This window comes from Halorubrum sp. PV6 (assembly GCF_003990725.2).
Classification (GTDB): Archaea; Halobacteriota; Halobacteria; order Halobacteriales; family Haloferacaceae; genus Halorubrum.
Genome location: NZ_CP030064.1, coordinates 1689376 through 1714245, shown reverse-complemented (window position 1 = coordinate 1714245; position 24870 = coordinate 1689376). Strand labels below are relative to the sequence as shown.

Sequence of the window (24870 nt, the reverse complement as noted above, 5' to 3'; positions counted from 1 at the left end):
CTCGTCGCCGGTCGGTGCGGCCGGATCGCTCACTCTTCGGTCGCAGTGGTGCGGTTGTCGACGGTTTCGACTTCAGGGAAGAGGTACGGCGGGGCCGGAACCGGAACCATCGTCGTCTTCAACTTGCTCGTCCCGTGGACCTCCTTCCCGAACTTGCGGTTGTGGCTCACGTCGGTCTGGATGCTGCCGCCCCACAGGCCGAACCCGGCGTGCGCCTTGGCGCTGACATCGATGTTCGTCTCTCGCTCGGTGGTCGTTTTGATGTCCATCTCAACCTCGATGATGGCTTCCGAGAACTGATAGAACGTCGGGAACAGACCCGCTTGCAGCAACGAGACGTCGATCGCGTCCGCCGAGGAGTACGTAACCTCGCCGCTTGAGTCGATCGTTCGTGTGATCGCGGGAACGACCTCGATCTCTGTCTCCGCGAGCGTCTTCGCCACTTCGACCGAGTTCATGTCTAACTGGTTCTGTGCGTCCGCGATCCCCTGGCCCATGCTGGCCACCATCTCAGGGAACGGTACGTCAAGTAGTTCTTGTCCTACGGACATTCTTAATCATTTATCATAGTAGATATTAAACACGTATGTAATAAATTGGAGACGTTCTTGCCGGTTTTTAATCGACCTCGCGGACGCTAATCGACTGACGCAGGCCAGATGGCCGGTTTCGAAGCCGCCGTTTCGGGGTCCGTCTCGCCGATATCCCTCGGATCGCGGCGGACGGCGGGTCGTGTCGGGCGGCCGCGAGAACGCTTATATAACCCATTTGTGGATACGTACCAATGGACATCGACCCGGACGAGGCCGTCGACGACATGTACCGGCTGTTGACGAGCATCATCGTTCCCCGCCCCATCGGGTGGGTCTCGACGCGGAGCGCCGCCGGCGTCGACAACCTCGCGCCATACAGTTTCTACATGGGTATCATCGAAGCGGAGCCGCCGGTCCTGATGTTCTCGGCCGAGGACCGAGCCGAAGGGATTCAGAAGGACTCGACGCAGAACGTCCTCGAAACGGAGGCGTTCGGTCTCAACTTGGTCACCACGGATTTAGTCGACCAGATGGACCGGACCAGCCAAGGCGTCGACGGCGACACCGACGAGTTCGACCTCGTCGGGTTAGAGCGACGCGAGGCCGACACCGTCGACGTACCCCTCGTCGCCGCCGCCAAGGCGACCATGGAGTGTACGCTTCACGACACCATCTCCATCGGTGATCACACCGTCGTCTTCGGGCGGATCGAACGGATCCACGTCGACGACGCGCTCCTGACCGACGGGAAGATAGATATCCGAAAGGTCGACGCGGTCGGCCGGCTGACCGGGTCGTACTACGCCGAACTGGAGCCGTTCCAGGTCGAGCGCGACTGGCAGTAGTCGGAAATCCGCGCCGCTCCGGGTTCAGTTGTTTGGCTCTGTTGAAATCCTCATTTAGTGATATGTTCTTGGGGCCGTGCTGAATACAGAGGGTGTAGTCAGCAGACGATGGCTGCTAGAGAAGCGCTCATTGAGTAAATCGTCTGCTAGATTATTAACCAAGCCAGTGTATAAAATAGAGTAACAGAAATCGCTAATTTGACAATCAATTAGATACTTTGATATGTATGAAAATATTACCATAATTATGGAATTTCTTCGCTCCATCGGGGTGCGTGGTAATATTGAGAAACCTAGTTGGTATGAGCCAATTAGAACAATCTACTATCATGGTAGTCAATGTAAAAATAACATGAAAGATTTTGCTGATAATGAACAACTTGGACCAGACAAATTGGAGAGCATCGGGTATGTAGAAATTGAGAAGACAGATAGAGATAGCGATGACATGGTTCACATCACTTCGCAAGGAGAGAATGCTCTCAGTCAATTTCGAGATCAGCAATTTAGATATGTAAGCATCAATGTAGTTCAGATAGTCTCTCTTCTGGTTGCTGCGTCTGCTGGCACGGTTTCAATTATTGTCGGACTTGAACTGGGATATATTGGCGCTATCTTTGTTATTCTCGGTCTCGCAGCGATTTATATCGTTGGAGGATTAATGGTTGAAAATTCAATTGAACCAATCTATACTGCCCCTGACGACCCTGATGAATGACGCTCCGAAGACCTGGGCATAAGTGTACGAGATGTGCGTCCTCTACTCAGCAGGCCGTTTGCATCAGCCGTCGAGGATTTCAACAGAGGCAGTTGGTTATAAAACATGCGTCGTGGGGACCAAGCAGAGTTGACGGTGATATCCGTGCGCGGTGGGCTCGTTGTCTCCCATCTACTCCAGTCACGGGAACAGGAGAGAAGTCAAGCCACTAGTGGGACTCCTGACTGCTCACGGTGTTCACAACAGAAGTCCGCCCTCCCCGAATTGAACGCCGGAAGACGTGCTCGCTTCGCTGCGCGCGCCTTCCGAGCCCTCGTTCGCTTCGCTCACGAGGACGGGGGACAACTCGATCTACAGTCGACTACCAATCAACTAAAAAAACAGTCCGCCCTCCCCGAATTGAACGCCGGAAGACGTGCTCGCTTCGCTGCGCGCGCCTTCCGAGCCCTCGTTCGCTTCGCTCACGAGGACGGGGGACAACTCGATCTACAGTCGACTACCAATCAACTAAAAAAACAGTCCGCCCTCCCCGAATTGAACGGGGGACAAGTCGATCTACAGTCGACTGCTCTACCAGGCTGAGCTAAGGGCGGTTACCGAATTCTAGCCGCCGGATCGGACTTAAGGGTTCCCTTTCAACGCGAGTGTGCGTCGGGTTCTCGGGGGTCCAGATCCCACGACCCGGCCGGGACGCGGGCTCCGCGGGCAGCGAGACCCCACACGTGGTTGTTAAGTCGCTCGCGGCGGGAGCGAGGGGCATGGCCGACGGCGACGACAGACAGGCGACGTTCGGGTCCGACGGCAGCTTAGAGACCGACACGACGCCGGACGCGACCGGCGAGAACGACTTCGGAGAGTCAAAGGAGCCGAACGAGACGGACGGCGGGTACAGCCGGTACGTCGTCTCCAGTCTCCTCCAGAAGGCGGTCCGCCGCTCCGACGAGGAGATCGCGGCGTGGGCCGCCTGGGAACTGGCCCGCTCCGGCTACGCGTGGAACCTCTGGGACCGTCTGAACCTCTACGTCGTCGAGGACCTCCGGGCCGGCAGCGAGGTCGCGCTGACGATCGAGCGCTACGAGGAACTCGCCACCGAGCGCTGGGACCCTGCCGAGTGGAAGGGGCGGCTCTGTGCGATCCACGCCGCGCTGGCGGCGGCCCGCGCTCGCTCGACCCGCGAGGCGTCGAACGCCGACGCCTACTTCTCCGCCGTCGCCGAGGTGCGCGCCGAGGCCCGCGAGCGCGGCGAGGAGCCAGCCCACGACTTCCCCGTCGGCGACCTCGAACCGGAGGGCCCCTACGATGCGGTCTTCGACGGGCACACCGGCGAGGGCGCGCGCCGCGACCGCGGCACGCACTTCTTCAAAACCCACGGCGGGCGGGTCGGGCCGGAGGGCGAAGACGAGCAGAGCGCTCGCTGGCAGCGCCTCGCGATGCGCCTCGACGACGAGACCGACTACTCGCCCGCCGACCTCGACCGTGCGGTCGAACCGGTCGATCCCGATAATCCGTGGGGCGAGCCCTCGACCGGTACCGAACGTGGCTCCCCTGACGACGCCGACGACGACGCCGCCGACGCCGACGACGACGCCGACGACGCCGACGACGACGCCGACGACGACGCCGACGCCGACGACCAGACCGATTCCGATCGCACCGGTTCACTCACGGACTTCTCGGAGTAGCCGCCGGCCGCTCGTCGGGCATCGCCGTCTCGATGACCGCTTTCGCCAGTCCTTATCACTGCGAGCCCGTTTCGTTGTGTATGGCAGACGTAGCAATCGTCGGCGGCGGACCGGCCGGACTCAGCGCGGGACTGTTCACGGGCAAGAACGGGCTCGACACCGTCCTGTTCGACACCGACGGCACGTGGATGCACAAGGCTCACCTGTTCAACTATCCCGGAATCGGCTCGGTCGGCGGCAGCGAGTTCCTCGCAACCGCCCGCCAGCAGGTCGACGACTTCGGGGTCACCAGGAATCAGGGCGAGGAGGTCACCGGAGTCGAAGAGCACGGCGACGGCTTCCTCGTGACGACCGAGGCCGACGAGTACGAGGCCGACTACGTCGTGCTGGCGACGGGCGCGAGCCGAGATCTCGCCGAGTCGCTCGGCTGCGAGTTCGACGGCGACCTCGTCGACGTCGGCGTTTCGATGGAGACGAGTGTCGAGGGCGCCTACGCGACCGGCGCGATGGTCCGCGCGGAGGAGTGGCAGGCGGTCATCTCGGCCGGCGACGGCGCTGCCGCGGCCCTCAATATCCTCTCGAACGAGAAGGGCGAGCACTACCACGACTTCGACGTGCCCGACACCGCGACCTCGGTGTTCGGCGGCCTGATCGACGACGAGTAACGCCCGCTCACGGTCACGGGGGTCGTTTTTCTGGACCTACAAAGTAACCCTCGCGCTTCAGCGCTGGAAGGCGGCTGGACCGCTCAGTCGTCAGCGACGCCCACGACGTCGCTGTCCGTCGGATTCGCCCCGCCGTACCGTTCGACGAACGCGTCGAGTTCGGCCGGGTCGTCAGCACCCGGCAGCCGCCGGTCGGCGGTCTCGCACGGCTCGTCGACGCCCAACCGTTCGCAGACGCGGTCGGCCGTCACCTCGGCCATCTCGCGATAGGTGGTGAGCTTTCCGCCGACCACGCTGTAGAGGTTCGGGACGCCTTCGCCGCCGTGGTCGAGCAGCGTGAAGCCGCGAGAGATCCCCCGACGATTTGCGCCCGCCTCCTCGGGCGCGTAGAGGGGACGAACTCCCCACCAGGTCCGGAGTTCCGGCGCGTCGGCGACCGCCGGGAGCATCGCCGCGCACTCCTCGATCGACCGGTCGACCTCCCACGCCGCCTGCTCGTACTCGTCCGGGTCCGAGACGGGGACGCTTGTCGTCCCCAAGACGACTTCGCCGTCGTGCGGCACGACGATGTCGCCGTCGTCGGGGTCCCGACAGCGGTTCAACACCGGCCCGAGCCCGTCGTATTCGACGGAGATCATGACGCCGCGGCTCGGCGCCATCCCGACCTCGACCCCGGCCATGTCGGCGATCTGGTCGGCCCACGCGCCCGTGGCGTTGACGACGTGCTCCGGCTTCAGCGTGGCGTCGACCGACCCGCCAACCCGGACCGCCGAGACGCCGGCCTCGTCGACCTCGATGTCCTCGACCGGGGCGTGCGGGTGGACGGTCGCGCCGTGTCGCTCGGCGTCGGCCGCGTTGGCCGCGACCAACCGGGACGGGTAGATCACCCCGTCGGGGACGCGAAACGCCTCGACGACGTCCTCGGAGAGGCCGGGGACGACCTCCCGAGCCGCGTCCCCGTCGAGCCGCTCGGTCTCGATCCCGATCGCCTCGCAGGCGCATCGCTTCTCCTCGAAGTAGTCGGCGTCGTCGTCCGCGAGCCGGACGAAGAGGCCGCCGGTCTCGCGAACGCACTCGCCGGCGATGGCCTTGAGCGTTCGACTCTCGGTCAGACACTCCGCTGCGCCCGGCGCGTCGGCCTCGGCGTAGCGCGCGCCGCTGTGGAGCAGCCCGTGAGAGCGACCCGAGGTGCCACCGGCGAGCCCGCCCCGGTCGACGAGGGTCACGTCCACGCCGCGGAGCGCGAGGTCACGGGCGATTCCGGCTCCCGTCGCGCCGCCACCGATCACGAGGACCGTCGGATCGTCGGTCACGGGCGGTCACCTCGCCCCCGCGCAACGCGGTCGCTGCGATCACAGTCGCGGCTGGTGAGTTGGTGCGAAATCCCCATACCGTATGGTGGGGCTACACACACTTCAGGCTGCTGTCGGCGGCGGTGACAACCCGCAAAAATCGGCCGTCACGCCCCCTCTCGCGGGGACGGCGGTGTCGTGTCGGCGCCCTCCGGTCTACCGCGAGTCGTCGACGGGTGCCGGGCAGGTGTCGACGCCGAGCAGCGAGTACAGCCCGCAGGTCCCGGTGGCCGCCGTGCCGAGCATCAGTAGTGCGCCGATACCGAGCACCGGCGCCGCAATCGGGGGGAGAGGAAGCCCCGCGCCGCCGGCCAGCGTCAGGAGCGAAAGAGTTCCGAGCACCGCGCCGAGTGCCGTTCGAACGCGCTTGTCCGTTGAACCGACGTTCTGTTGCATGTGTCACAATACGGTACACGACGATAAATACGTTTGCACGGCCGGCCCGGTCGCCCCGGCTCTCTCTTTCTCCGAAGGTACTTTGCTCCGTGTACGAACTGGCGTGTATGGATCTCTCGCAGTCACATGCACTGATCACGGGCGGTGCGGGGCTCATCGGGAGCCACCTCGCGCGCGACCTGCTCGCCCGCGGCGCGACCGTCACCGTCGCCGACGACCTCTCGAAGGGAGACCGCGACCGGGTTCCGTCCGACGCGACGTTCGTGCGGGCGGACCTCACCGAGCCGGACGACGTGGCGCGAGCGCTGACCCCGGACGTCGATGTCGTGTTCCACCTCGCCGCGTACACGGACACGAACTACGACGACGACCGAACGCTGTTCGAGGAGAACACCGAGATGACGTACAATCTCCTCGAACGCATGCAAGAAGTCGATGTCTCGAAGGTGGCGTTTACCTCCTCGTCGACCGTCTACGGCGAGGCCCCGCGACCGACGCCGGAGGATTACGCGCCGCTCGAACCCATCTCCATCTACGGCTCGTCGAAGTTGGCTGACGAGGCGCTGCTCTCGACGTACGCGCACTCCTACGGATTTACCGCCTGGGTGTTCCGGTTCGCCAACATCGTCGGCCCCCACCAGCGCGGCAACGTCATTCCGGACTTCATCGAGAAGCTCCTCGCCGACCCGTCGGAGCTCGAAATCCTCGGCGACGGCCGCCAGGAGAAGTCCTACCTCCACGTCACCGAGTGCGTCGAGGCCATGCAACACGTCGTCGAGAACGCGGACGACGAGTTCAACACGTACAACCTCGGCACGCGCACGACGACCTCGGTCACCGCCATCGCCGACATCGTGAGCGAGGAACTCGACGTCGACCCGACCTACACGTACACGGGCGGCGACCGCGGCTGGACCGGCGACGTACCGAAGATGCGGCTCTCCATCGAGAAACTGTCGGCGCTCGGCTGGGAGCCTGACCGCTCCAGCCACGAGGCGGTTCGCCGCGCGACGCGCGAACTCGCCGCCGAGTTGGTCGACGAGTAGCGGGGGAGTCGGCGCTTACTCGCCCGTCTCGATCGGTGCGCCGATGAGGTTCCCCCACTCGGTCCACGAGCCGTCGTAGTTCCGCACGTCGTCGTAGCCGAGCAGTTCGTGGAGGAGGAACCACTCGATCGACGAGCGCTCGCCGACGCGGCAGTAGGTGATCGTGGACTCGTCGCCGTCGACGCCGGCGTCGGCGTAGAGCTCGCGCAGTTCCTCCGCACTTTTAAACGTGCCATCCTCGTTCAGCGTGGTGCCGATCGGCACGTTACTCGCGCCGGGGATGTGACCGCCGCGCTGGGCCGTCTCGTTGAGCCCTTCGGGGGCGATGACCTCGCCGGAGAACTCCTCGGGCGAGCGCACGTCGACCATCGGGATCCCCTCTTCGATGGCCTTGTCGATGTCGTCTTTGTACGCGCGAACGCTCTCGAAGGGGCCGCGGGCCTCGTACTCGCGCGGCGTGAACTCGGGGGCGTCGGTCGAGAGCGGGTAGTCGTTGTCGACCCAGTACCCCTTCCCCCCGTCGATGACGCGCACGTCGTCGTGGCCGTAGTACTTGTAGATCCAGTAGCCGAACAGCGCGAACCAGTTCGGGACGCGACCGCCGCCGTACACCACGACCGTCGTGTCGGCGTCGACACCGCCCTCGCCGTTTCGCTTCGCGAAGTTCTCCTTCGAGACGATGTCGCGTTCCGTCTCGTCGGTGAACACGGCGTCCCACTCGAAGTTCAGCGCGCCGGGGATGTGCCCCGCGTCGTAAGGGGTGTAGTCCGATTCGTCGGTGACTGTCGGGTTGTTTATCTCGACGAGTCGGAAGTCCGAGTCGTCGTCCTGAAACGCGTCGAGGTTCGATTCGACCCAATCCGCCGTGACGAGTACGTCTGAAGCCATCACCGGTCGTAGGGGCCAAGCCCCCTTTGAAGGTGCGACGATGGCGGTTCTTTCCGGCGCCTCTGACGCCTTCGACGGCGGCTCAAAAGTCAAAATCGCGTTTCTTAGGACCTGTACAGCCGATAAACCGTTCGTCCCCTACCGAATCACCGTCACAGGCACGTCGGCTTTGTCGACGACGCTTTTCGCGACGCTCCCGACGACCTGCTCGCGCTCCTCCGAGAGCCCGCGGTGGCCGACGTAGATGGCGTCGATGGCCTCCTCGGCGGCGTAGTTCGTGAGCGCGTCGGCCGGGCGCCCGGTGAGCAGCTGCGTCTCGATGTCGATCGGTTCGTCGCCGACCGCCTCCTCGGCGACGAGGCGGGCGTTCTCTAAGACCCCTTCTCCGGCCTCGACCGCCGCCGTCTCGCCGGGGAGGATGATCGTCCCGTCGACCAGTTCCGAGTCCGGCGTCAGCACGTGAGCGATCTCCAGCGTCTCGTAGAATGCGACCGCCTGTCGGGCGGCGTACCGGACCGCGTCGTCGCTTTGCGTCGATCCGTCGGTTGCAACAAGGTAGCTCATACGTGGAGATGGCGCGGGAACGCACATAACTTCTGTCCGACGTTCTCGCGTCCTGAAGGCGCGGACCGAGGCGTCGTCACCGGGCTCCGGCTACCGGTTCGGACCCCGGTCCAACCGCGTCGCCGCCGACGCCGTCGGGTCGAACGGGCGAGCGGCTCCCCGCGTGCAGTGGAGTTATTATCGTGAGCGCCCGTGAGGAACCAACGACCGATGCCCTCCATCGCTCGCCGCGACCGGCTGGAATCGCTCGGAGCCGCCGGCTTCCTCCCCGTCCTGTTCGCCAACTTGGTCCCGCTCGGCGGGGTGGTCCGCCTCGGCTGGGACCCCGCGACGCTCGCCGCGGTGTACGCGGTCGAGGCGGTGGTGTCGGTCCCGCTGGCGGGGGCGACGGCGCTGTTCGCGGCCCGAGCGCCCCCGGAGGACCGCGATTCGGGCGTCATCAGCGTCGGCGAGTCGCCGCTGGCGAGCAAACGCGGCGCGGTCCGCCCGGTCGCGTGGCTCCCGCCCGTCTACCCCAGAAACGTCCCCTTCGCGGCGGCCGTCTGCGGCGCGACCGCGTGGCTCGGGCTGTTCGTCGGTGTCGCGTTCTCGCAGGTGTTCGACGTGCCGGCCCTGCTCGCCAGCCCGGAGGTGCTGGCGTCGGCGCTCGCGCTCGTGGCCGGGCAGGCGGTCGACACCGCGGGGGACTACTTCGGCCGGGAGCGGTACGCGGAGACCTCGCCGTACGCGGTCGTCGAGACGCCGGCGAGACGGGGGTTCTTCCTCGTGTTCGCCCTGTTCGCGCTCCCGTCGCTCCACGCCGCCGCGGGCGGGGTCGCCGTCCTCGCCGGGGTCGTCGCCGTCAAACTCGTCGTCGAGTGGTCGGCGTTCCGCGCGACGCACGGCGACGACGGCTCCGCCGGCGGGCGGCTCACCGGCTGGCTCTCGGGCCCCTCCGAGGCGGCCGCCGACCCGGATCCGATCGAGGTCCCCGACGCCGAGCCGGACGCCGAGATACCGGTCCACCGACGGGCCGCGGTCGCGACCGCCGTGCTGCGAACGCTCACCGGGGTCGCCCCGGCCTACGCGACCGGCTTCTTCATCGTGTGGATCGCGGCGTTCGGCCTGTTCGTCGGCGACGCCTCCGGAACCGTCGTCGTCTGGTCCGCGGTCGTCGTCGCCTCGCTGTACCTCGCCGCGCTCGCCGTGAACGTCGCCGGGTTCGCGCTCGCCCACGCGCCGATCGAGTACCGCCGGTACGGGGACCGGCTGATCGCGTACGACGCGTGGCTCGACGAGCCGCAGTGGGCCGCCTCGGTCGACCGGCTCCGCGGAGCGAGCGTGGTTCACACCCGGTTTCCGGACCGCGCCTTCGACGCGCGGACCGTCGAGTTGACCGCCGGGGTCGGCGACGACGAGACGGAGCGCGTCGTCGGGCCGGTCGCCGACGGCGAGCGTCTCGTCTCGGCGTTCGACCTCCCCGTCCGTTCGACCTCCCTGCCGGCGATGGACCGTCGGATCGCCGCGTTCGCCGTCGCGGTCGGGGTCGCCGTCACCGGGGGCGCGGTCGCGTTGATCGCCGGGCCGTGGGGCGATCCGGGGACGACCGTACAGGTCGGCTTCCTGCTCCCCTTCCTCGTCTGGCCGACGCGGTTCCTGTGGCGGCAGGCGTACGTGGAGCCGGAGTAGACGCGACTCTTCCGGGTCGGATCAGTCGTCGATGGGGCGCGCCACCATCTCGCCCCACGACTCGAAGCCGTGGCGGTCGTAGAACGCCCTCGCGCGCTCGTTGGCGGCGTCAACGTCGAGGACCACGCGGTCGAGCGGGAGCGTCTGATCGCCGGCGAGCGCGACGGCGGCGTCCATCAGGTCGTCGGCGACGCCGGTCCCCCGGTGTTCGGGGACGACGTAGAGCTCGTTGATGACGGCGGCGTCCCACACGAACGCGAGGCGCTCGGGGAGGACGAACACGTAGCCGACGACCGCGCGGTCCTGTGTCTCCTCGTCCTCGTCGACCGCGACGGTCACGCATCGGGGGTCGTCGTCGACGCAGCGGTCGACCCACGCGAGCCACGACTCGCGGTAGGCGTCGGTGAGTTTTCCCTCGTAGGTGGCGGCCTTCCCGTCGCCGCCCGTCGAGTCGCCGAGCCCGCGCTCGAAGGCGACTTTGCGCTCGTACAGCGCGTCGGCGTCGGCCGCGGCGTCGTACGGGCGGAGGTCGACGGTCATCGGTCGCCGCCGGGCGAGTGGTCGTCGGGTGTCGCGGCGTCTTCGGCTTCGGCTTCGGCTCCGCCCTCCAGCACGAACTCCGTGAGCGTGGGGACGAACGTCCCGATGTCGGTGACCATGCCGATCGCCTGTGCCGACCCGCGGTCGAGCAGCTGGGTGACCGTGGCGGGGTTGATGTCGACGCAGACGGTCTTGGTCGTCGACGGGAGGCAGTTCCCGGCCGCGACCGAGTGGAGCAGCGTCGCGAGCATCAACACGATGTCGGCGTCGTGGGCCTGGTCCCGGATGGCGTTCTGCGCCTCGACCGCGTCGGTGATCGTGTCGGGCAGGGGTCCGTCGTCTCGGATCGACCCCGCCAACACGGTGTCGACGTCGTTTCGCACGCACTCGTACATCACGCCCTCCGTGATGATGCCGTCGTCGACGGCCGCCTCGATGCCGCCGGCCCGGATGATCTCCGAGATGGTCCAGATGTGGTGTTTGTGCCCCTTCCGCGGGTGTTCGAGCGTCTCCACGTCCATCCCGAGCGACGTGCCGTACAGCGAGCGCTCCAGATCGTGCGTGGCGAACCCGTTGCCGGCCGAAAGCGAGTCGACGTAACCGGCCTCGACCAACTTCGCCAGCGCCTCGCCCGCGCCCGAGTGGATCACGGCCGGACCGGCGACGACCATGACGTTGCCGCCCTCATCGCTCACCCGGCGAAGCTCGCCAGCGACCTCCCGGATCGTCGACTCGGAGGGGCGTTCGGAGGAGACGCCGCCCTGCATGAAGCCGAACGCCCCGCCGGTGCGCGGGCGCTCGGGCGGGTTCACGCGCACGCCCGACTCGTCGGTCGCGACTAAATCCCCCTCCTCGACCGCGTTGAGGACCTTCGTGTAGGCCCGCGGCTCGCCGTCCGGCCCGCCCTCGGGGTCGACGATCAGCGCGCAGTCCATCTCGATCCGCTCGACGTCGATCCACTCGCCGTCGTACAGCACTTCGGTCGGGTGGTTCGTGGTGGAGTAGAAGTCCGGCGGGACGACCTTGTCCGCGGGCGCCGCGATGAGTTCGACGTCGCTCGGGTCCTCTAACACCGCGCCGTTCTGGTGGAGTTCGTGAAGGATCGCTTGGAGGGTCTCCTCGTCGTCGGCCGACACGGCCATGCGGCAGTACGACTCGGCCTCCTCGTTGGTCCCCACGTCGAACTGGTCGACGTCGAAGGAGCCGCCGAGATCCATCACCGCGCCGAAACAGCGCTGCATCGTCCCGCTGTCGATGACGTGCCCCTCGATCTCGACGGTGCGTGAGTAGCTCATGGGGTACGGTTTCGGCGCGCGGAGAAACCCGTTTCCCCTACGGCGAACGTCACCGGGTACCTCGCCGCCGGCTCAGATCAGCCCGAGCGCGGAGAGGATCTGGTTGCCGAAGATCATCATGATTAGGCCGGCGAGCATGACGAGACCGGACGACACCGTGATCGTCCGGACCGCGGCGTGGCGGTCGGAGACCGGCACGCGGCTGATGACCGCCTCCGCGACCATCCGGAGGATGCGCCCGCCGTCGAGCGGGAACGCCGGGAGGCAGTTGAACAGCGCGAGTTGGATGTTGATCCACCCGGTCCAAAAGAGGAGGTTCGCGAGCAGGAACGTCCCGCCGCCGAGGACGGCGAGGGGCCCCTCGACCACGTAGAAGTTCGTCAACACCCCGGTGAACCCCGCGAAGTTGAACGGGAGCCCGAACAGGCTGCCGAGCGGGAGGATGAGCGAGGCGAACACGAGCCCGAGCGGCGAGCCGGTGAGGTTACTGAGCGCGACCCCGCCGGTTCCGCCCTCGCCGCCGTCGCCGCCGAGGAGTTCGAGGTACGTCCCCGCGGGGTACTGCGAGGCGCCGAAGTCGTCGAGCGCGAGCCCGCTGCTGCCGGGGAACACCGTCACGCCGATGAACCCGCCCTCGCGGTTCGGGTGGGGGTCGAGCTCCACGTCGTAGGTGACGCGCTCGTCGGCGGTGTCGTACCCGACGACCTCGACGGTCGTGCCCGGCTCGCGGTCCGCCAGCACGGTCGAGAGCTCGTCGTTGGTCCGGACGCGGTCGCCGTCGATCGACACGATGGTGAGGGGCTCACCGAGGGGCGCGCCCTCGGCGTTGAGCGGTCCACCCTCCTGCACGCCGAGGGCGTACGCGCCGATCGGGATCTCGGCCGTCTCGGACGCGACCGTGGCGTTGGCCGCGCCGTCGGCGTCGACGGTCACCGTCGCGCGCTCCGCGTCGCCGACGGCGTCGAGGAACTCGCGCTCGGTCGAGACGGGCGCGCCGTTGACGGCGGTGATCCCGACGGGGTCCGACTCGATCGTCACGCCGAGGGGGTTCCCGCCGGCGGAGCCGATCACGTGTAACTCGCGGGTCACCGTCACGGTCCGCGTTCCGTCGCCGTCCTCGGCCGTGATCTGCACGGTCTCGCCGGCCGCCGCGAGCGCGGTCTCGAACTCGTCGGGGGTGTCGACCGGCGTGTCGCCGACCGCGACCAGCCGGTCGCCGTGCGTGATGTTCGCCGCGGCGGCGGGCGACTCGGGGGTCACTTCGCCGACCGCGAAGCCGGGCGCCGGGGCGATGGCGCCGACGACCGGCCCGAAGAGGAGGGCGAAGACGACGACGGTGAGGAGCGTGTTCGCGGTGACGCCGGCGGCGAACATCCGGGCGCGAGCGCCGCGAGAGGCCTCCTGCGTCGCCTCCTCGTCCGGCTCGACGAAGGCGCCGACCGGGAGCAGCGCGAAGAAGACCAGCCCCATCGACTCGATGTCTATCCCCTCGACGCGGCACAACAGGCCGTGTGCCCCCTCGTGGATGACCATCGCGATGCCGAGGCCGGCGATGATCTCCGGCGCGACAGAGAGCGGGAGGAAGTCGTTCACGCCGGGGATGATGAGGAAGTTCTGCGGCTGTTGGATCGCCGACGGCTGGACGGTGCGGATCGCGGAGAGCGCCGACGAGAGGATCAGGACGAACGACGCCACCATCGCGACGAGCGCGCCGCCGAGTCCGAGGTTCGCGACGGCCCGCCAGAAGCGACGGGGCGCGGCGATGCGGTTGAGAAACGCTCGGCCGCGGAGCGTGCGAAGGGTCAACACCGGTCCGGAGACGCGGACCGCCTCGGGGAGGACCCCGCGATCCCGAAGCCACATCGCGGCCGCGGAGTAGGCGAGGACCCCTGTGAGGACCAGCAGTAGCGTGTTCCCAGCGAACAGGTCCGTCAGGGCGTTCATGACGAATAGGTCCGTGTCCGTCGGGTGTAAGCCGTTCGGTTGTCAAGACCGGAGCGCGCCGAGTCGTCTCCGCCGGCGCGCGCGGGACCGAGGAGACGAAACGAACCGACGCGCCGGGCGACGCGTCCCGCCGAGAGCCCGCCGCGAACTCAACACCCAAGTACCCCCCGGCCCAACTGCGGGCCATGATGGCGCTCATCGGCTTCGTCTCCCGACTCGTTGGCGATGTCGGCCGGTTCCTCGACATCTTCCTGAACGACCTGATCCTCGGCGCCGGCGACCCGGTGTCCGCGCTGCTCGTCCTCGTCGGACAGGTGCTCCTCATCTCGTCCGTGGCCGTCCTCGGCTACGCGGCGCTCGGCGCCCTCCTCGGTGAAATCGGCGTAACGCTCCCCTCGCTCGGCGGTCGCGGACCAGCCGAGTAACGCGGCGACGCGACGCGCTCGTTTACCTTTTTTAAAAGAACCCGTTCGGCTAGTCGTCGTCAGCGGCCGCGCTCGCTTCGACCGGGGCGCCCGTCTCCGGTGCGTCCGCTCCGATCGCGGTTGCCGCCGCGTCGTCGGGCACGTCGAACTCGTCGAGCGTCGCGAGCAGCGCGTCGGACTGGTCCGACAGCGCGTGGACCCGCCGAGTGACCTCGGAGACGGTCGCCGTCTGCTCCTCGGCCGCGGCCGCGACGGTCTCCGCCTCCGTCGCCGTCTGCTGGCTGACCGAGGAGATGCCGTCGACCATGTCGACGACCTCCTGTGTCGTCCGCGCCTGGTCGTCGGTCGCGTGGCTGATCTCCTGGACCGTCTCGTTGACGGTCGTCACGTCCTCGACGACCTCCTCGAACTCCCGGAGCGTGGACTCGATCGTCTCGACGCCGTCGGACGCCTGCGACTCCATCTCGTCGACGTCGGCGGCGGTCTCCGCGGACGCTCGTTGCACCTCGTCGATGCGGCCGGAGATGGCGGCGGCCTCCTCGCGGGTCTCCTCGGCGAGCGCCTTCACCTCGTCGGCGACGACCGCGAACCCGTCTCCGGAGCCGTCGGCGCGGGCCGCCTCGATGGACGCGTTCAGGGCGAGCAGGTTCGTCTCTTCGGCGATTCCATCGATCACGGAAGCGATCTCGTCGATCTCGCCGATCCGGTCGACCAGGTCCTCCACGGCGGTCGCGGTCTCCGCGATCCGGGCTTCGAGCGCCTCCAACTCCGCTATCGCCTCGACCGCCTCCTCGCGGCCCGCCCGGCCTCGCTCCGCGGCGGTCTCCGCGGTCGACGCCGCCTTGTCGGCCGAGGCCGCGATCTCCTCGACGGTCGCGGAGAGCGTGCTCATCTCGCTCGATACCGCCGCCAGCTCGTCGGTCTGTTCCGCGGCGCCGTCGCTTATCTCCTGGACCGAGCGCGCGACCTCCTCGCTCGCGGCGTCGACCTCGTCCATGCTCGCGCGCACGTCGTCGCTCGCGTCGGCCACGTCGCCGGTGAACGCCGCGACCTCCCCGACGGTCCCCCCGAGCGAGGTCACGAGCCGGTTGTAGTTGGCCACCAGTTCGGCGTACCGCTGCTCGTCGGTCGCGACCTCGCTCTCGTCGATCCGGGCGGTCAGGTCGCCCTCTTGGGCGCGCTCCGCCGCCGCGCCGAAGGCGTCGACGAGGGATTCGAGTTCCGTCGTGTGCGCCTCCAGGTTGTCGGCCATCTCGTCGAGCGAGTCGCCGAACGCGCCCGGCACCGTCTCGTCGAGGACGGGGTCGTCGAACTCCTGGGCGGCGAGCGCCTCGGACTGCGCCGCGACCGTGTTGAGGTACCCCTCGACCTCGGTGAAGGCGTTCACGAGGCTCCCGATCTCGTCCGGCTGGTCGCTGCCGACGAGCCCCGACTCGGCGTCCTCGGCCGAGTCGATCGCGGTGATATCGCCCGCCGCGATCGCGTCGGCGCCCGCTTCGAGTCGCCGGAGCGGGGCCACGAAGTCGCTCCGGACGATGAGCAGGGTGTTGTATATCGCGACGACGGCGCCGACGAAGAGGGCGGCGGAGAGGACGTACGCCAGCGTTCCGGACACGAGAAACTGCGTCAGGAAGATACCGACGGTGACGAGAAACTGGATCCCGACGGCCGTAACGACCTTCCGCTCTATCGACTCGGTGACTCCGAGGCGGTCCATCGTCCCCCACAGGAGGGACTCGTACCGCTGCCGGAGGCCCGACCGCGACTGCTGTGTCGTCGACATATCGGAAACTCGCGGGACCGGGTTAAGAAGTTCCGGCCAGAGTTATCACGCGCGATTCTCGGTTCCCGAACGCCGGGAACGCGACGCCGATTTAAAAGAGCCCGTCGACCGCCTCGGCCGCGAGGTCGACGGCGGCTTCTAGGTCCGGGCCGAGCGGGGAGCCGACCACGAGTCCGTCGGCGTGGTCGGCGACGGCGGCGGCGCGCTCGCGGACGGTCGCCGGGTCGCCGGCCATACAGAACGCGTCGATCATCGCCGGCGTCACGCGCTCGAACGCCGCGGAGAACTCTCCGGCCGAGATGCGATCGCCGATTTCGCCGGCCGCGTCCGGGTCGATCCCGTGCCGGTCCAGCACCGGCGGGGCCGCCCCGCCGACGATGAACGCGACCGGGGGGCGGGCGGCTTCGCGCGCGGCCGCGGCGTCCTCGTCTATCGAGACCGCGGCGTAGGCGATCAGATCGAAGTCGCCGCGGGCGTCGGGGCGGTCGTCGAGCCCGTCGTCAACCTGCTCGCGGGCCCACGCGAGGTCCTTCGGATGCGAGCCGTTGTACAGCAGGCCGTCAGCGTGTTTCGCGGCCATCCGGCACATGTGGGGTCCCTCGCCGCCGACGTGGACGGGGATGTCCGCGCCCTGTGGCGGCTCGTAGTTGAGCCCCGCCTCGCTGGCGTCGAAGGTGCCGTCGTGGTCGACGCGCTCGCCGGCCCACAGCCGCTGAGCCGTCTTGAACGACTCCAAGACGGAGCGGAGCCCGCGCTCGTCTTCGAGTCCGAGGTTCCGGAGCGTCGAGGGGTCGCCGGGACCGAGCCCGAACACGGCCCGCCCCTCGGAGAGCTCGTCGACGGTGGCGACCTTCGAGGCGAGCGTCACCGGGTGGGTCTCGTAGGGGTTGGCGACGCCGGGGCCGAGCCGGACCGAGTCGGTCGCGGTCGCGAGCTGTGAGAGGAACGCCCACGGGTCGCGGTTGTTGTAGTGACACGTCGAGTAGACGGCGTCGTAGCCGGCGCTTTCGGCGCGGACGCCGAGGTCGACGAGGCGGTGCAAGTCGTGTTCGGGGGTGAGTTCGATACCGAGCATGGTTACTCCTGAAACGTCCACTGCCGGAGGGCCTGCCGCACGAAGTCGCCGTCGACCGCGCGGAAGTGGTTGTCCGACCCCTCGTGGTCGCCGAACGCCCAGTCGCGGGCGACGACGACCGGGGTGCCGCCGTCGCCCTCGCCGGCCACGAGGTTCGCCGCCGCGGCGAGTTCGTCGATCACGTTCTGGACGGTGACGCCCATCTCGCGGCCGTCACGGTCTCGCTCGCCGCGCCAGTCGCGGCTCGCGGGGAGCCCGGCCCAGCCGATCGCGACCCCCCGCTGGCCGTGTCTGAAGGGGCGCCCGCAGGTGTCGCTGACGACGACGCGGTCGGCGGCGATTCCCTCTCGGATCGCCTCCGCGCTCGCCGAGGGGCGCTTCGGGAGTAACAACAGGTCGCCGTCGGGGACGTTCGACCGGTCGATCCCCGCGTTGACGCCGATGTGACCGAAGCGGGTCGCCGTGAGGAGGAACGGCGCCTCCATGATGAGCTCCGTCGACTCCTCTAAGACGGCCTGCGCGAACCGGGGGTCCTTCTCTTCGCCGGCGATGTCGGCGAGGCGGTCGGCGATCTCGTTCGCCCGCGGACTCGCCGGGAAGTCGTCGAGGTCGAAGACGCGGCCCTCGGCCTTCGAGACGACCGTGCTGGCGACGACGACCACGTCGTCCTCTCGGAGGTCGACGCGCTCGTCGATCATGGCCGCCAGATCGTCTCCCGCCCGGATCTCTGGCAGGTCCGGGACGGCGAACAGTTCCATACCACACGGTCGGCGGCGACGAGGAAAAACCCCGCCGGTACCGGGCCGGTTTGACGGTTCTTCGGCGTCGCGCCGACCGAGCCGTCGAGTGGGTTCGAATGTGCAATATAGCAATATTTAAACTCAATATTGTGCGTTTCAGAGATTGAAAGCACAGATCAGTTTACGTGTATTAGGTACTAAGTGAAATTACCTTGTTTTAGCCAAATGACTTTATACTGTGAGCGGAGATGATTCGTTGCGATGACCGAACCAGCGACCGACGACGACTCGGAACCGATCGACGTACAGACGCGCGTCCCGCCGAAGCGCGACGCCACCGACCCGTTCGTGACCAGCACGCGAACGCCGTGAACGGGCGGGAGCGACCGCGGCAGCTATTCTTTCGCCGGCTTCGTCCCTCCCGTTTATAAATGACTCCGCAGCTGTCGCTCTCGCGGAATCTGTGCGGCGACGATCGGAAACCCCGCCGGCACCGGCCCAGTGCGGCGCTATTCGGAACCCGCGGTCGGAGCGCTGAGATGGTGTCGCTCCCGAGCTCTGTCGGGGGTGTTACGCCGAAGCCGACGGTCGCGGGGTCACTCTTCGACCGACTGCTCGTCCTCGCTTACACCCTCCCGCCCCGACACCTGTACCGTCAACTCCTCGTCGTGCGCGTCGATGTCGAGGCCCTCCCCGACCGGGAGGACCGGGCAGTCGACCCCGGTCGCCGCGACCCGTTCGATCACCTCTCTCGCGTCGATCTTGCCGTCTCGCACCCCGTCGCGCTCGGTCCGATCGTTCGCGGTCTGTCGGCGGGCGGCGAGCACAGACAGGCGACGCCGCCCGGTGCGGATGCCGCCACGGTCGACAGGAACTCGGGCGACACGCGCTCGACGGGGTTCGTCAGCCCGTTTTGCCGAAGCCGCTGTGAGAGATTCGGCTCGGTCCGCGGCCCGTCCCCGACGAGATAGACCGGAGCGGTCGCTTGGACGAGAAACGGACCGATGGGTCGACCGGCCACTCTGGATAGTGTCGAATCGGGGACGATAGTGATACACTTTCCGGCCGTCGGGTCGGGGGCGTTCAGATACGGATTGAACGGCGAGGCGGTGCGGTCTCAAATGCTCGTCGCAGCCACAGCCTCAATGGTAGATACGAACGCCGTGACGGTCAGCACGGCGTCGAACGCGCCTTTCCTGAGAGAAGATGTCGAACTACCAGTTTCCCGAACTGATCCAGCAACGCCGAACGGAAACCGCTGACGAGTGGCTGAGAGCGTTTGCCTGCACATGAATCAGGTTAGGTGAACACTACAAAAGGATCCGCTGGCTCATTCTTCGTCGTCCGACTTTGGTGGAAAGTCCCGTTCGGCAAGTGCCTCTTTGATTCCGTCCCAGTTGTCGTCGATAATTTCAACACGGTACGGTCTCGACGTGTCATCGACCTCCACCACTCCCTTGTCTTCCAATTGACGCAATCGATTCACTGCGTAGTCAGCCAACGTTGAATCGGGGAACTTCTCTGAGAGATGGCTTCTCAGTTCAGCCGTCGTCCCCTCCCCACCGATCTCTTTTAAACCCTGGTACACTTTATTTTGGCTCATGCCAGTATATCCCACAACTTTGAGTATAAAACTTCGGCAACATTGAGAGACAATAGTCAGTCGCTCGGCTTTGTTGAACTACTCAGAAATTGATAGTTCCTCGCCCTCGATCACTCAGTATAGCACGAGCGGTCACTGCTCGTTAGCGGGAACGGTACCTGTGGGCCTTGTTTGGATGCGGGACAGATTGTGTTCTACAGTCGTTGTCCGACGAACGACATCGGGTAGAGAGCTACTCTTGGAGTGATTCGGCTCTGTTGAAACGCTCAACAAGTGACACATTCTCCTCCGGCTGTGGTCGATACACTCTCTCGATTGCTCACGATATTGCATCGATTTCGTCTTTGAAACGGTAGATGAGTATAACCGCGCCTGTTGAGAGGGCGACTGTACTAATCATTGACCAAGCAAACAGTTCATCAGAATCACCCCCTAACAAAGCGCCTACTGTAACCGCGACGAGGAGAATCGCTATCGTCCCAACACCGCCGACTACACGAACAAATACAGTTTCATTCATATCCTGTCCATCTGTTGAGTGAATTCCGTTCTCTCGTGTATATTCTCTTCGCCGTGCAACTCGCACTCTCCAGCGACCAGCTGTTTCATACAATAACACGTCGGAAAAGAGCATATCAACAGAACCGGATCCAATACGATGATCGGGTAGTTCCGCTCTTCTATCATATACCGCTCTCTGTCAATTTCCTCAGAGCGTTTGAGACGAATATGTTGATTACTCAATACATAACTGTCAATATAACCCCCGCGTTACAATTTCGTGATGACTTCAGACGTTCCAAGCGCAGAAGAGTATGCCCGTGAATTAGCTGAATCGCTTGACAGGCAGCGTTACGCGACGTTAGTGCAGTCTGTTGGTGATCAGTTAAATGGCCGCAAGGACCGTTTCGATAAGTCCGATGTTATCGAGCGGTGTCTAGAGGTGTACACTGACGGGCGGCTTGAATGGGTAGACGACAAGGGGCGGGACTTTGTTGACACAGAACGGGGGTTGGATATTGAATTCAAGTACGAGCAGGACGCTTTGTTTACTAACGTCCGTCAAGATCCACGAGACCCAAATCTTCGGCTGATCAATAATCTCGGTGAGAGAAACCACATCGACCCCGAAGAGTTAGCCGATTTCTTCGTGGTGGGCCAGCAGAATGCAATGGGCGTCATCTCAAAACGGACAATCTTCGATGATAGCCGACCGTCAAAACTCAAGTTTGATGCCGACGTAGTGATGGGCGATTTCTACTTTGAAGACATCGTGATCGTGTTCCACCCGAGTGATCTCGGGGAGGTACGGACGGTCGACGTTGACTACAAAAAACGGAAAATGGAGATGCAAATGGAGCTTATTGAATCGATATCTGCCTCCGGCGCTGGACAGCAGAGGCTCGATTAGGTAGACATTCCCTGTGCGGGGTCGTCGTACTGTTTAATTATCCACGGATAGCCCTCGGAACCATCAAAAACAGCAACTTCGGGCGGAGAAGCTACCCCCCGTTGCTGGAGGAGTACAATTTCCCAACACAGACTCGCAGACTTCAGGTTCAAGATACGCAATCCGACAACAGAGAATAGGACGTGCCGGCCCTAACTACTGAACGACCCGAGCGTTTCCTGCTGGCCGGGCAGCGACTTCGTTTTCAGTCCAGCCGGGTTGTCTCGCACCGTAATCTCACCACGATGGGCAATCAGTATTCGGTCGATCTCGGTGGCTTCACCTTTCGTGTCTCCCCAGATCCGCGACACCTTCTCGTTGTCTGGTACGCGGTCCTCGACGATCCGTCCAACCTCAAAATTCGCCATCGGGGCGACAACCTCCTCAGCCACTTCACGAGCCAAGTTGATCGTTTCCCCGTTCTGATCGACGTCTCCAATAACAAAGGCCGCAACCCCCGTGTCGGGGTCGACCACCTCATCCATGACCTCAAATGTGTCCGTCATGAACTCGAGATACGCCTCAAGATCGAGTTCGTCATCCAGGCGCTGGTCTACCGTATCAGGCTCTTGATTGAGGAACCACAGCCGGATCCAGTTATATAACCCGTATTTCAGCACCTTCAGATACGGAGGCGACGTAAAGACAAGGTCCGCTCGATCAGGTGTCTCCTCAGCGTCGGCCAACGCAGACGGCAGGTCTCTCGCATCTCCGAAGAACGCATGTCCCCGGCGTGCTGGCGGGCCATCGCTGTATATCGTGCGGAGCCGATCGAGCAGTTTCTGAAACACGTCGCGGTCCGGTGGCTCAAGGCCCTCTTTTTCGATGTACTCCGCTACGTACCCCTCAGACATGGAAAATGTGTTTGGCATCGAAACGGAGAGATACTGCCCGCTCTGGCCGTGCATAATGCCTAAAATTAACCCAGTTATGAACGTATCTGCTGGCGACAGACTCAAAATCGTCTCGGGAAAATCAGCGTCGTCCAACCCAAAATTCTGTTTCAGATAAACCAGCTGGCTCAACGTGTTCTCGTGGTACAGCATCTGAATTCGCTGCGGGACGTGATCAATCGTCGGGGGAGTGTACTGTAATCGTAGCTCCTCGATGCGCTCTCTCACCGTAGCCGCTGGGGGCGGTGTCACTTTTGCTCTGTTAAGGACGTAGGCCATCGGGTTCAGGTCATTCCCAATCCCGATGCGCCCGTCTACACAGGCCTGTAGTGGTGTCGTCCCCCGCCCAGCGAACGGGTCGAGAACCACATCGCCCTCAGTAGTTAATTTGTGAATAAAGTAGTGTGGAAGCGATGGGGGAAACATCCCCATATACGAACACATTGGATGGAAACTGTGTTCCCACTTGCGCTTCAGCGAGCGCCATGCGGGTCGAATATCATCGAGGTCGCCCATTGCTTCTACCTCCAGTAGAGCCCTAATGAATCCGACGATGAGTGACATCCTCCCCTGCCTGAACGCGGAGGACTCCCGACCGCAGTTGGGATATGAGGTTCACGTCTCACCACCTCTTGTTGCGCTTGGACTCCGCAGGAGAGGCGATACAGGTGGACTGCGGGCCGTGCCAACCGGCCGGGACTCCTTCTTCATCCAAACCGGGGTGGACTCGGAGCCACCCTGCTCGTGTCGCGTTCGTCTACGTAGATAGAGCAGACCGAGTGCCTCGCGGCTTGACCCCGCGGTACTTCACTCAGCCAGCGATTCGAGTGTTTCAGTAAACACCCGTTTTGCTTCTGCATTTAAATCGCCCACCACTGCCTCTCGGTTCTGCTGTGCAGAGACGACCCCAACGGCGCCCGAGCCCGCTAAGGGATCAAACACCGTGTCACCCTCTCTCGTGAAGTGTTCGAGTAGAACCTTCACGAGCTTGGGTGGTAATCGAGTGGGGTACTTCGGCATTCCTTTGAGATAATTCCGCTTGATTTGGAGTGTCGAGAGATTGGCTTCACCGTCTTGGCAGTGGTCATACGAACACTCGTTTGAGTAATACCAATCATCTCCCTTGACTATCCAATATAACTCATAGACGTTGTGTGCTGGGCGAAGTTTACAATACGGAGCAAAATTGTACGCCCAGTAGAGTTTCCCTTCTAATCTCCACTCTGGATGGTCAAGGACTGCCTGATGAACGAGATGGCTGTTATCCTTTCCCGAAAACACGATTCCTTGCCCTTCCGAATGCGTATTCCGCGCCAGAACGTCCAGGAGAGAACGTATTTTTTCACCGTATGCGTCCGATTCCCACTCAACGTACCCGTCGACGACGCGTGACGTATCTCGGTTGTAGTTACTGGCCTTCCCATCAAACTCAAGCCCGAAGGGCGGATCCGTGATCGCGATATCCGCATTCACGTCGTCCCACTCAGTCATATCACAGAGATTATAAGTAATGTCCGCCGTGATAGGTGACTCACTCATCGTTCTGTCCAACGACGAATTGGTACAAGTGGCTTCTGAAGACAAGCTGTTGCCGGTGCCCGGACCGCCCCAGCGTCGTTCGGCGCGGTCGCCACGGTCGACACCGGCGTTCGTCTGGCTATTACCGATCGGGGTTGCGCTGCTCCTCGCCAGCCTCGCGTACGTCGCAACGAAGATCGATCCGGGACGACCGACCGAGTCTGGATGACCGATCTGAGCATGGACAGTCGAGCGAGTCACTCCGTCTCCGTCGCCGCGAGCGCTATCCGGTGACTGCTCCCGTGGCGGCGAGACCCCACCCGATGGTCGATCCCGCGGCGACGAGCACCATCGTCACCACGGCCGGGAAGGGCTCTTCGTGTCTCGTGAATCGGTAGTAGCCAGGGATGAGTCCAACCATTGGCAGTACGGTCCCGAGCGTGACGACTCGCGGGAACACGGCACCGAGAAACGCGAGCGCGACGGCGAACCCCGCGGCGGCGACAGTTCCGAGGCCGTAGGCCAGCCGGAGTCGACCGGCCGACCACCGCGTCGCGAGCGTTCGCTTCCCGACGGCTGCGTCCGCGCGGCGGTCGGGCCACTGCGTCTCCAAGAGGTTCACGAACACGACGAGCGCGAACGGGACGGTCGCGAGCGCGGCGGCGACGGTGACGCCGCCGGTGACGACCGCAAACCCGTACAATGGCAGCGCGACCCCGCCGAGGACTGCGTTCGTTACTTCACCGAATCCCTTCCACGCAAGCCGGAGCGGCCGTACTGAGTACTGCCAGCCGACGAGCAGTATCGCGACGAGGAGCGCCGCCGGGACCGTTCCCAGCATCTGCCCGCCGACCGGTGCCGCGCCGGCGACCAGCAGCGCGACGCCGACGGCGCCCGACGCGACCGCGGCGCGCAGCGCGAGGGGCCGGGGAAGCCCGCTCTCGACCAGCGCGCCGCTGCCGCCCGAGAACGGCGTTCGGTCGGTGAGCGCGTCCGTCTCGGCGTCAGCGTACTCGTTTGCGTAGTGAACGCTCGCGGCGGTCGGCAGCAGCGCCGCCAGCCCGACCGCGACTACTCCCACCTCCGCCTCCGCGCCTCGACCGAACGCCATCGCGACGCCGAGCGCGTACACGAGTGTAATCAGCGCGAGCTGCGCCGGGCGGGACATCCGCCAGAGCGCGACGAGGGCGACGCGGCGATCCAGCTCGCCGGCCGTGCGCCCGCCGCGCGGTCCGGTTTCACTCACC

25 protein-coding genes and 1 tRNA gene are annotated in these 24870 nt (G+C 65.0%); 8 read left to right on the top strand and 18 right to left on the bottom strand.

The window, feature by feature from the left end; genetic code table 11:
* Positions 1 to 29: 29 nt before the first annotated feature.
* Positions 30 to 551 carry a hypothetical protein gene (locus DOS48_RS22330; RefSeq protein ID WP_127117830.1) on the bottom strand — a complete coding sequence of 174 codons (522 nt, stop codon included), beginning with the start codon at positions 549 to 551 and terminating at the stop codon, positions 30 to 32.
* Positions 552 to 784: 233 nt separating this feature from the next.
* Here DOS48_RS22330 and DOS48_RS22325 point away from each other — a divergent pair, with 233 nt between their 5' ends.
* Positions 785 to 1378 (top strand): flavin reductase family protein, encoded by a 594-nt coding sequence (locus tag DOS48_RS22325; RefSeq protein WP_127117829.1) that lies wholly within the window; start codon positions 785 to 787, stop codon positions 1376 to 1378.
* 247 nt (positions 1379 to 1625) lie between these two features.
* Positions 1626 to 2096, top strand: a complete 471-nt coding sequence (locus tag DOS48_RS22320) for a hypothetical protein (protein WP_127117828.1) — start codon at positions 1626 to 1628, stop codon at positions 2094 to 2096.
* Between the two features lie 519 nt (positions 2097 to 2615).
* On the opposite strand, the gene DOS48_RS22315 is transcribed toward DOS48_RS22320, so the two are convergent.
* Positions 2616 to 2689 (bottom strand) — tRNA-Tyr (locus tag DOS48_RS22315).
* Positions 2690 to 2854: 165 nt separating this feature from the next.
* On the opposite strand from DOS48_RS22315, the gene DOS48_RS22310 reads away from it, so the two are divergent.
* Complete coding sequence (locus tag DOS48_RS22310) at positions 2855 to 3778, top strand: hypothetical protein (protein WP_127117827.1); 924 nt, start codon at positions 2855 to 2857, stop codon at positions 3776 to 3778.
* 80 nt (positions 3779 to 3858) lie between these two features.
* A complete protein-coding gene (locus DOS48_RS22305) occupies positions 3859 to 4443 on the top strand; it encodes an NAD(P)/FAD-dependent oxidoreductase (RefSeq protein ID WP_049911471.1) in 585 nt (194 codons plus the stop codon).
* A gap of 83 nt (positions 4444 to 4526) precedes the next feature.
* On the opposite strand, the gene DOS48_RS22300 is transcribed toward DOS48_RS22305, so the two are convergent.
* Together DOS48_RS22300 and DOS48_RS22295 are read right to left on the bottom strand one after the other, a co-directional pair.
* Positions 4527 to 5756: an FAD-dependent oxidoreductase gene (locus DOS48_RS22300; RefSeq protein WP_127117826.1), complete on the bottom strand. Its 1230-nt coding sequence runs from the start codon at positions 5754 to 5756 to the stop codon at positions 4527 to 4529.
* A gap of 195 nt (positions 5757 to 5951) precedes the next feature.
* Entirely contained in the window at positions 5952 to 6191 is a 240-nt protein-coding gene (locus DOS48_RS22295) for a DUF2892 domain-containing protein (protein ID WP_127117825.1), read from the bottom strand.
* A gap of 107 nt (positions 6192 to 6298) precedes the next feature.
* Here DOS48_RS22295 and DOS48_RS22290 point away from each other — a divergent pair, with 107 nt between their 5' ends.
* Positions 6299 to 7237 (top strand): NAD-dependent epimerase/dehydratase family protein, encoded by a 939-nt coding sequence (locus DOS48_RS22290; protein WP_127117824.1) that lies wholly within the window; start codon positions 6299 to 6301, stop codon positions 7235 to 7237.
* A gap of 15 nt (positions 7238 to 7252) precedes the next feature.
* On the opposite strand, the gene DOS48_RS22285 is transcribed toward DOS48_RS22290, so the two are convergent.
* Together DOS48_RS22285 and DOS48_RS22280 are read right to left on the bottom strand one after the other, a co-directional pair.
* Entirely contained in the window at positions 7253 to 8125 is an 873-nt protein-coding gene (locus tag DOS48_RS22285; protein WP_127117823.1) for a sulfurtransferase, read from the bottom strand.
* A gap of 138 nt (positions 8126 to 8263) precedes the next feature.
* Positions 8264 to 8689, bottom strand: coding sequence for a universal stress protein (locus DOS48_RS22280; RefSeq protein ID WP_127117822.1), 426 nt, complete (start codon positions 8687 to 8689; stop codon positions 8264 to 8266).
* A gap of 210 nt (positions 8690 to 8899) precedes the next feature.
* On the opposite strand from DOS48_RS22280, the gene DOS48_RS22275 reads away from it, so the two are divergent.
* Entirely contained in the window at positions 8900 to 10357 is a 1458-nt protein-coding gene (locus DOS48_RS22275; protein WP_127118877.1) for a DUF6498-containing protein, read from the top strand.
* Positions 10358 to 10378: 21 nt separating this feature from the next.
* Here the strand turns inward: DOS48_RS22275 and DOS48_RS22270 are convergent, their stop codons facing one another.
* The 3 genes from DOS48_RS22270 to DOS48_RS22260 form a co-directional block, all read right to left on the bottom strand.
* Positions 10379 to 10897 carry a GNAT family N-acetyltransferase gene (locus DOS48_RS22270; protein ID WP_127117821.1) on the bottom strand — a complete coding sequence of 173 codons (519 nt, stop codon included), beginning with the start codon at positions 10895 to 10897 and terminating at the stop codon, positions 10379 to 10381.
* Entirely contained in the window at positions 10894 to 12192 is a 1299-nt protein-coding gene (locus DOS48_RS22265) for a TIGR00300 family protein (protein ID WP_127117820.1), read from the bottom strand. The genes DOS48_RS22270 and DOS48_RS22265 overlap by 4 nt, the downstream gene beginning before the upstream one ends.
* A gap of 72 nt (positions 12193 to 12264) precedes the next feature.
* On the bottom strand, positions 12265 to 14136 hold the full coding sequence (locus tag DOS48_RS22260; protein ID WP_127117819.1) for a site-2 protease family protein: 1872 nt from the start codon (positions 14134 to 14136) through the stop codon (positions 12265 to 12267).
* A 185-nt stretch (positions 14137 to 14321) separates the two neighbouring features.
* On the opposite strand from DOS48_RS22260, the gene DOS48_RS22255 reads away from it, so the two are divergent.
* A complete protein-coding gene (locus DOS48_RS22255; protein WP_127117818.1) occupies positions 14322 to 14561 on the top strand; it encodes a hypothetical protein in 240 nt (79 codons plus the stop codon).
* A 49-nt stretch (positions 14562 to 14610) separates the two neighbouring features.
* On the opposite strand, the gene DOS48_RS22250 is transcribed toward DOS48_RS22255, so the two are convergent.
* The 6 genes from DOS48_RS22250 to DOS48_RS29390 form a co-directional block, all read right to left on the bottom strand.
* Positions 14611 to 16278 carry a methyl-accepting chemotaxis protein gene (locus tag DOS48_RS22250; RefSeq protein ID WP_127118876.1) on the bottom strand — a complete coding sequence of 556 codons (1668 nt, stop codon included), beginning with the start codon at positions 16276 to 16278 and terminating at the stop codon, positions 14611 to 14613.
* Between the two features lie 157 nt (positions 16279 to 16435).
* On the bottom strand, positions 16436 to 17419 hold the full coding sequence (locus DOS48_RS22245) for a 5,10-methylenetetrahydromethanopterin reductase (RefSeq protein ID WP_127117817.1): 984 nt from the start codon (positions 17417 to 17419) through the stop codon (positions 16436 to 16438).
* Positions 17420 to 17421: 2 nt separating this feature from the next.
* Positions 17422 to 18177 (bottom strand): coenzyme F420-0:L-glutamate ligase, encoded by a 756-nt coding sequence (locus DOS48_RS22240; protein ID WP_127117816.1) that lies wholly within the window; start codon positions 18175 to 18177, stop codon positions 17422 to 17424.
* A 578-nt stretch (positions 18178 to 18755) separates the two neighbouring features.
* Entirely contained in the window at positions 18756 to 18986 is a 231-nt protein-coding gene (locus DOS48_RS22235) for a hypothetical protein (RefSeq protein WP_127117815.1), read from the bottom strand.
* A gap of 503 nt (positions 18987 to 19489) precedes the next feature.
* Positions 19490 to 19762 carry a hypothetical protein gene (locus DOS48_RS22230; RefSeq protein ID WP_127117814.1) on the bottom strand — a complete coding sequence of 91 codons (273 nt, stop codon included), beginning with the start codon at positions 19760 to 19762 and terminating at the stop codon, positions 19490 to 19492.
* 319 nt (positions 19763 to 20081) lie between these two features.
* On the bottom strand, positions 20082 to 20396 hold the full coding sequence (locus tag DOS48_RS29390; RefSeq protein WP_244629322.1) for a hypothetical protein: 315 nt from the start codon (positions 20394 to 20396) through the stop codon (positions 20082 to 20084).
* A gap of 150 nt (positions 20397 to 20546) precedes the next feature.
* On the opposite strand from DOS48_RS29390, the gene DOS48_RS22220 reads away from it, so the two are divergent.
* Positions 20547 to 21173: a hypothetical protein gene (locus DOS48_RS22220; protein WP_127117813.1), complete on the top strand. Its 627-nt coding sequence runs from the start codon at positions 20547 to 20549 to the stop codon at positions 21171 to 21173.
* Positions 21174 to 21364: 191 nt separating this feature from the next.
* On the opposite strand, the gene DOS48_RS22215 is transcribed toward DOS48_RS22220, so the two are convergent.
* The 3 genes from DOS48_RS22215 to DOS48_RS22205 form a co-directional block, all read right to left on the bottom strand.
* Complete coding sequence (locus tag DOS48_RS22215) at positions 21365 to 22621, bottom strand: DNA methyltransferase (protein ID WP_158283842.1); 1257 nt, start codon at positions 22619 to 22621, stop codon at positions 21365 to 21367.
* A gap of 291 nt (positions 22622 to 22912) precedes the next feature.
* Positions 22913 to 23596 (bottom strand): site-specific DNA-methyltransferase, encoded by a 684-nt coding sequence (locus tag DOS48_RS22210; RefSeq protein WP_168654255.1) that lies wholly within the window; start codon positions 23594 to 23596, stop codon positions 22913 to 22915.
* A gap of 310 nt (positions 23597 to 23906) precedes the next feature.
* A complete protein-coding gene (locus DOS48_RS22205; RefSeq protein WP_244629321.1) occupies positions 23907 to 24869 on the bottom strand; it encodes a prenyltransferase in 963 nt (320 codons plus the stop codon).
* Position 24870: the final 1 nt, after the last annotated feature.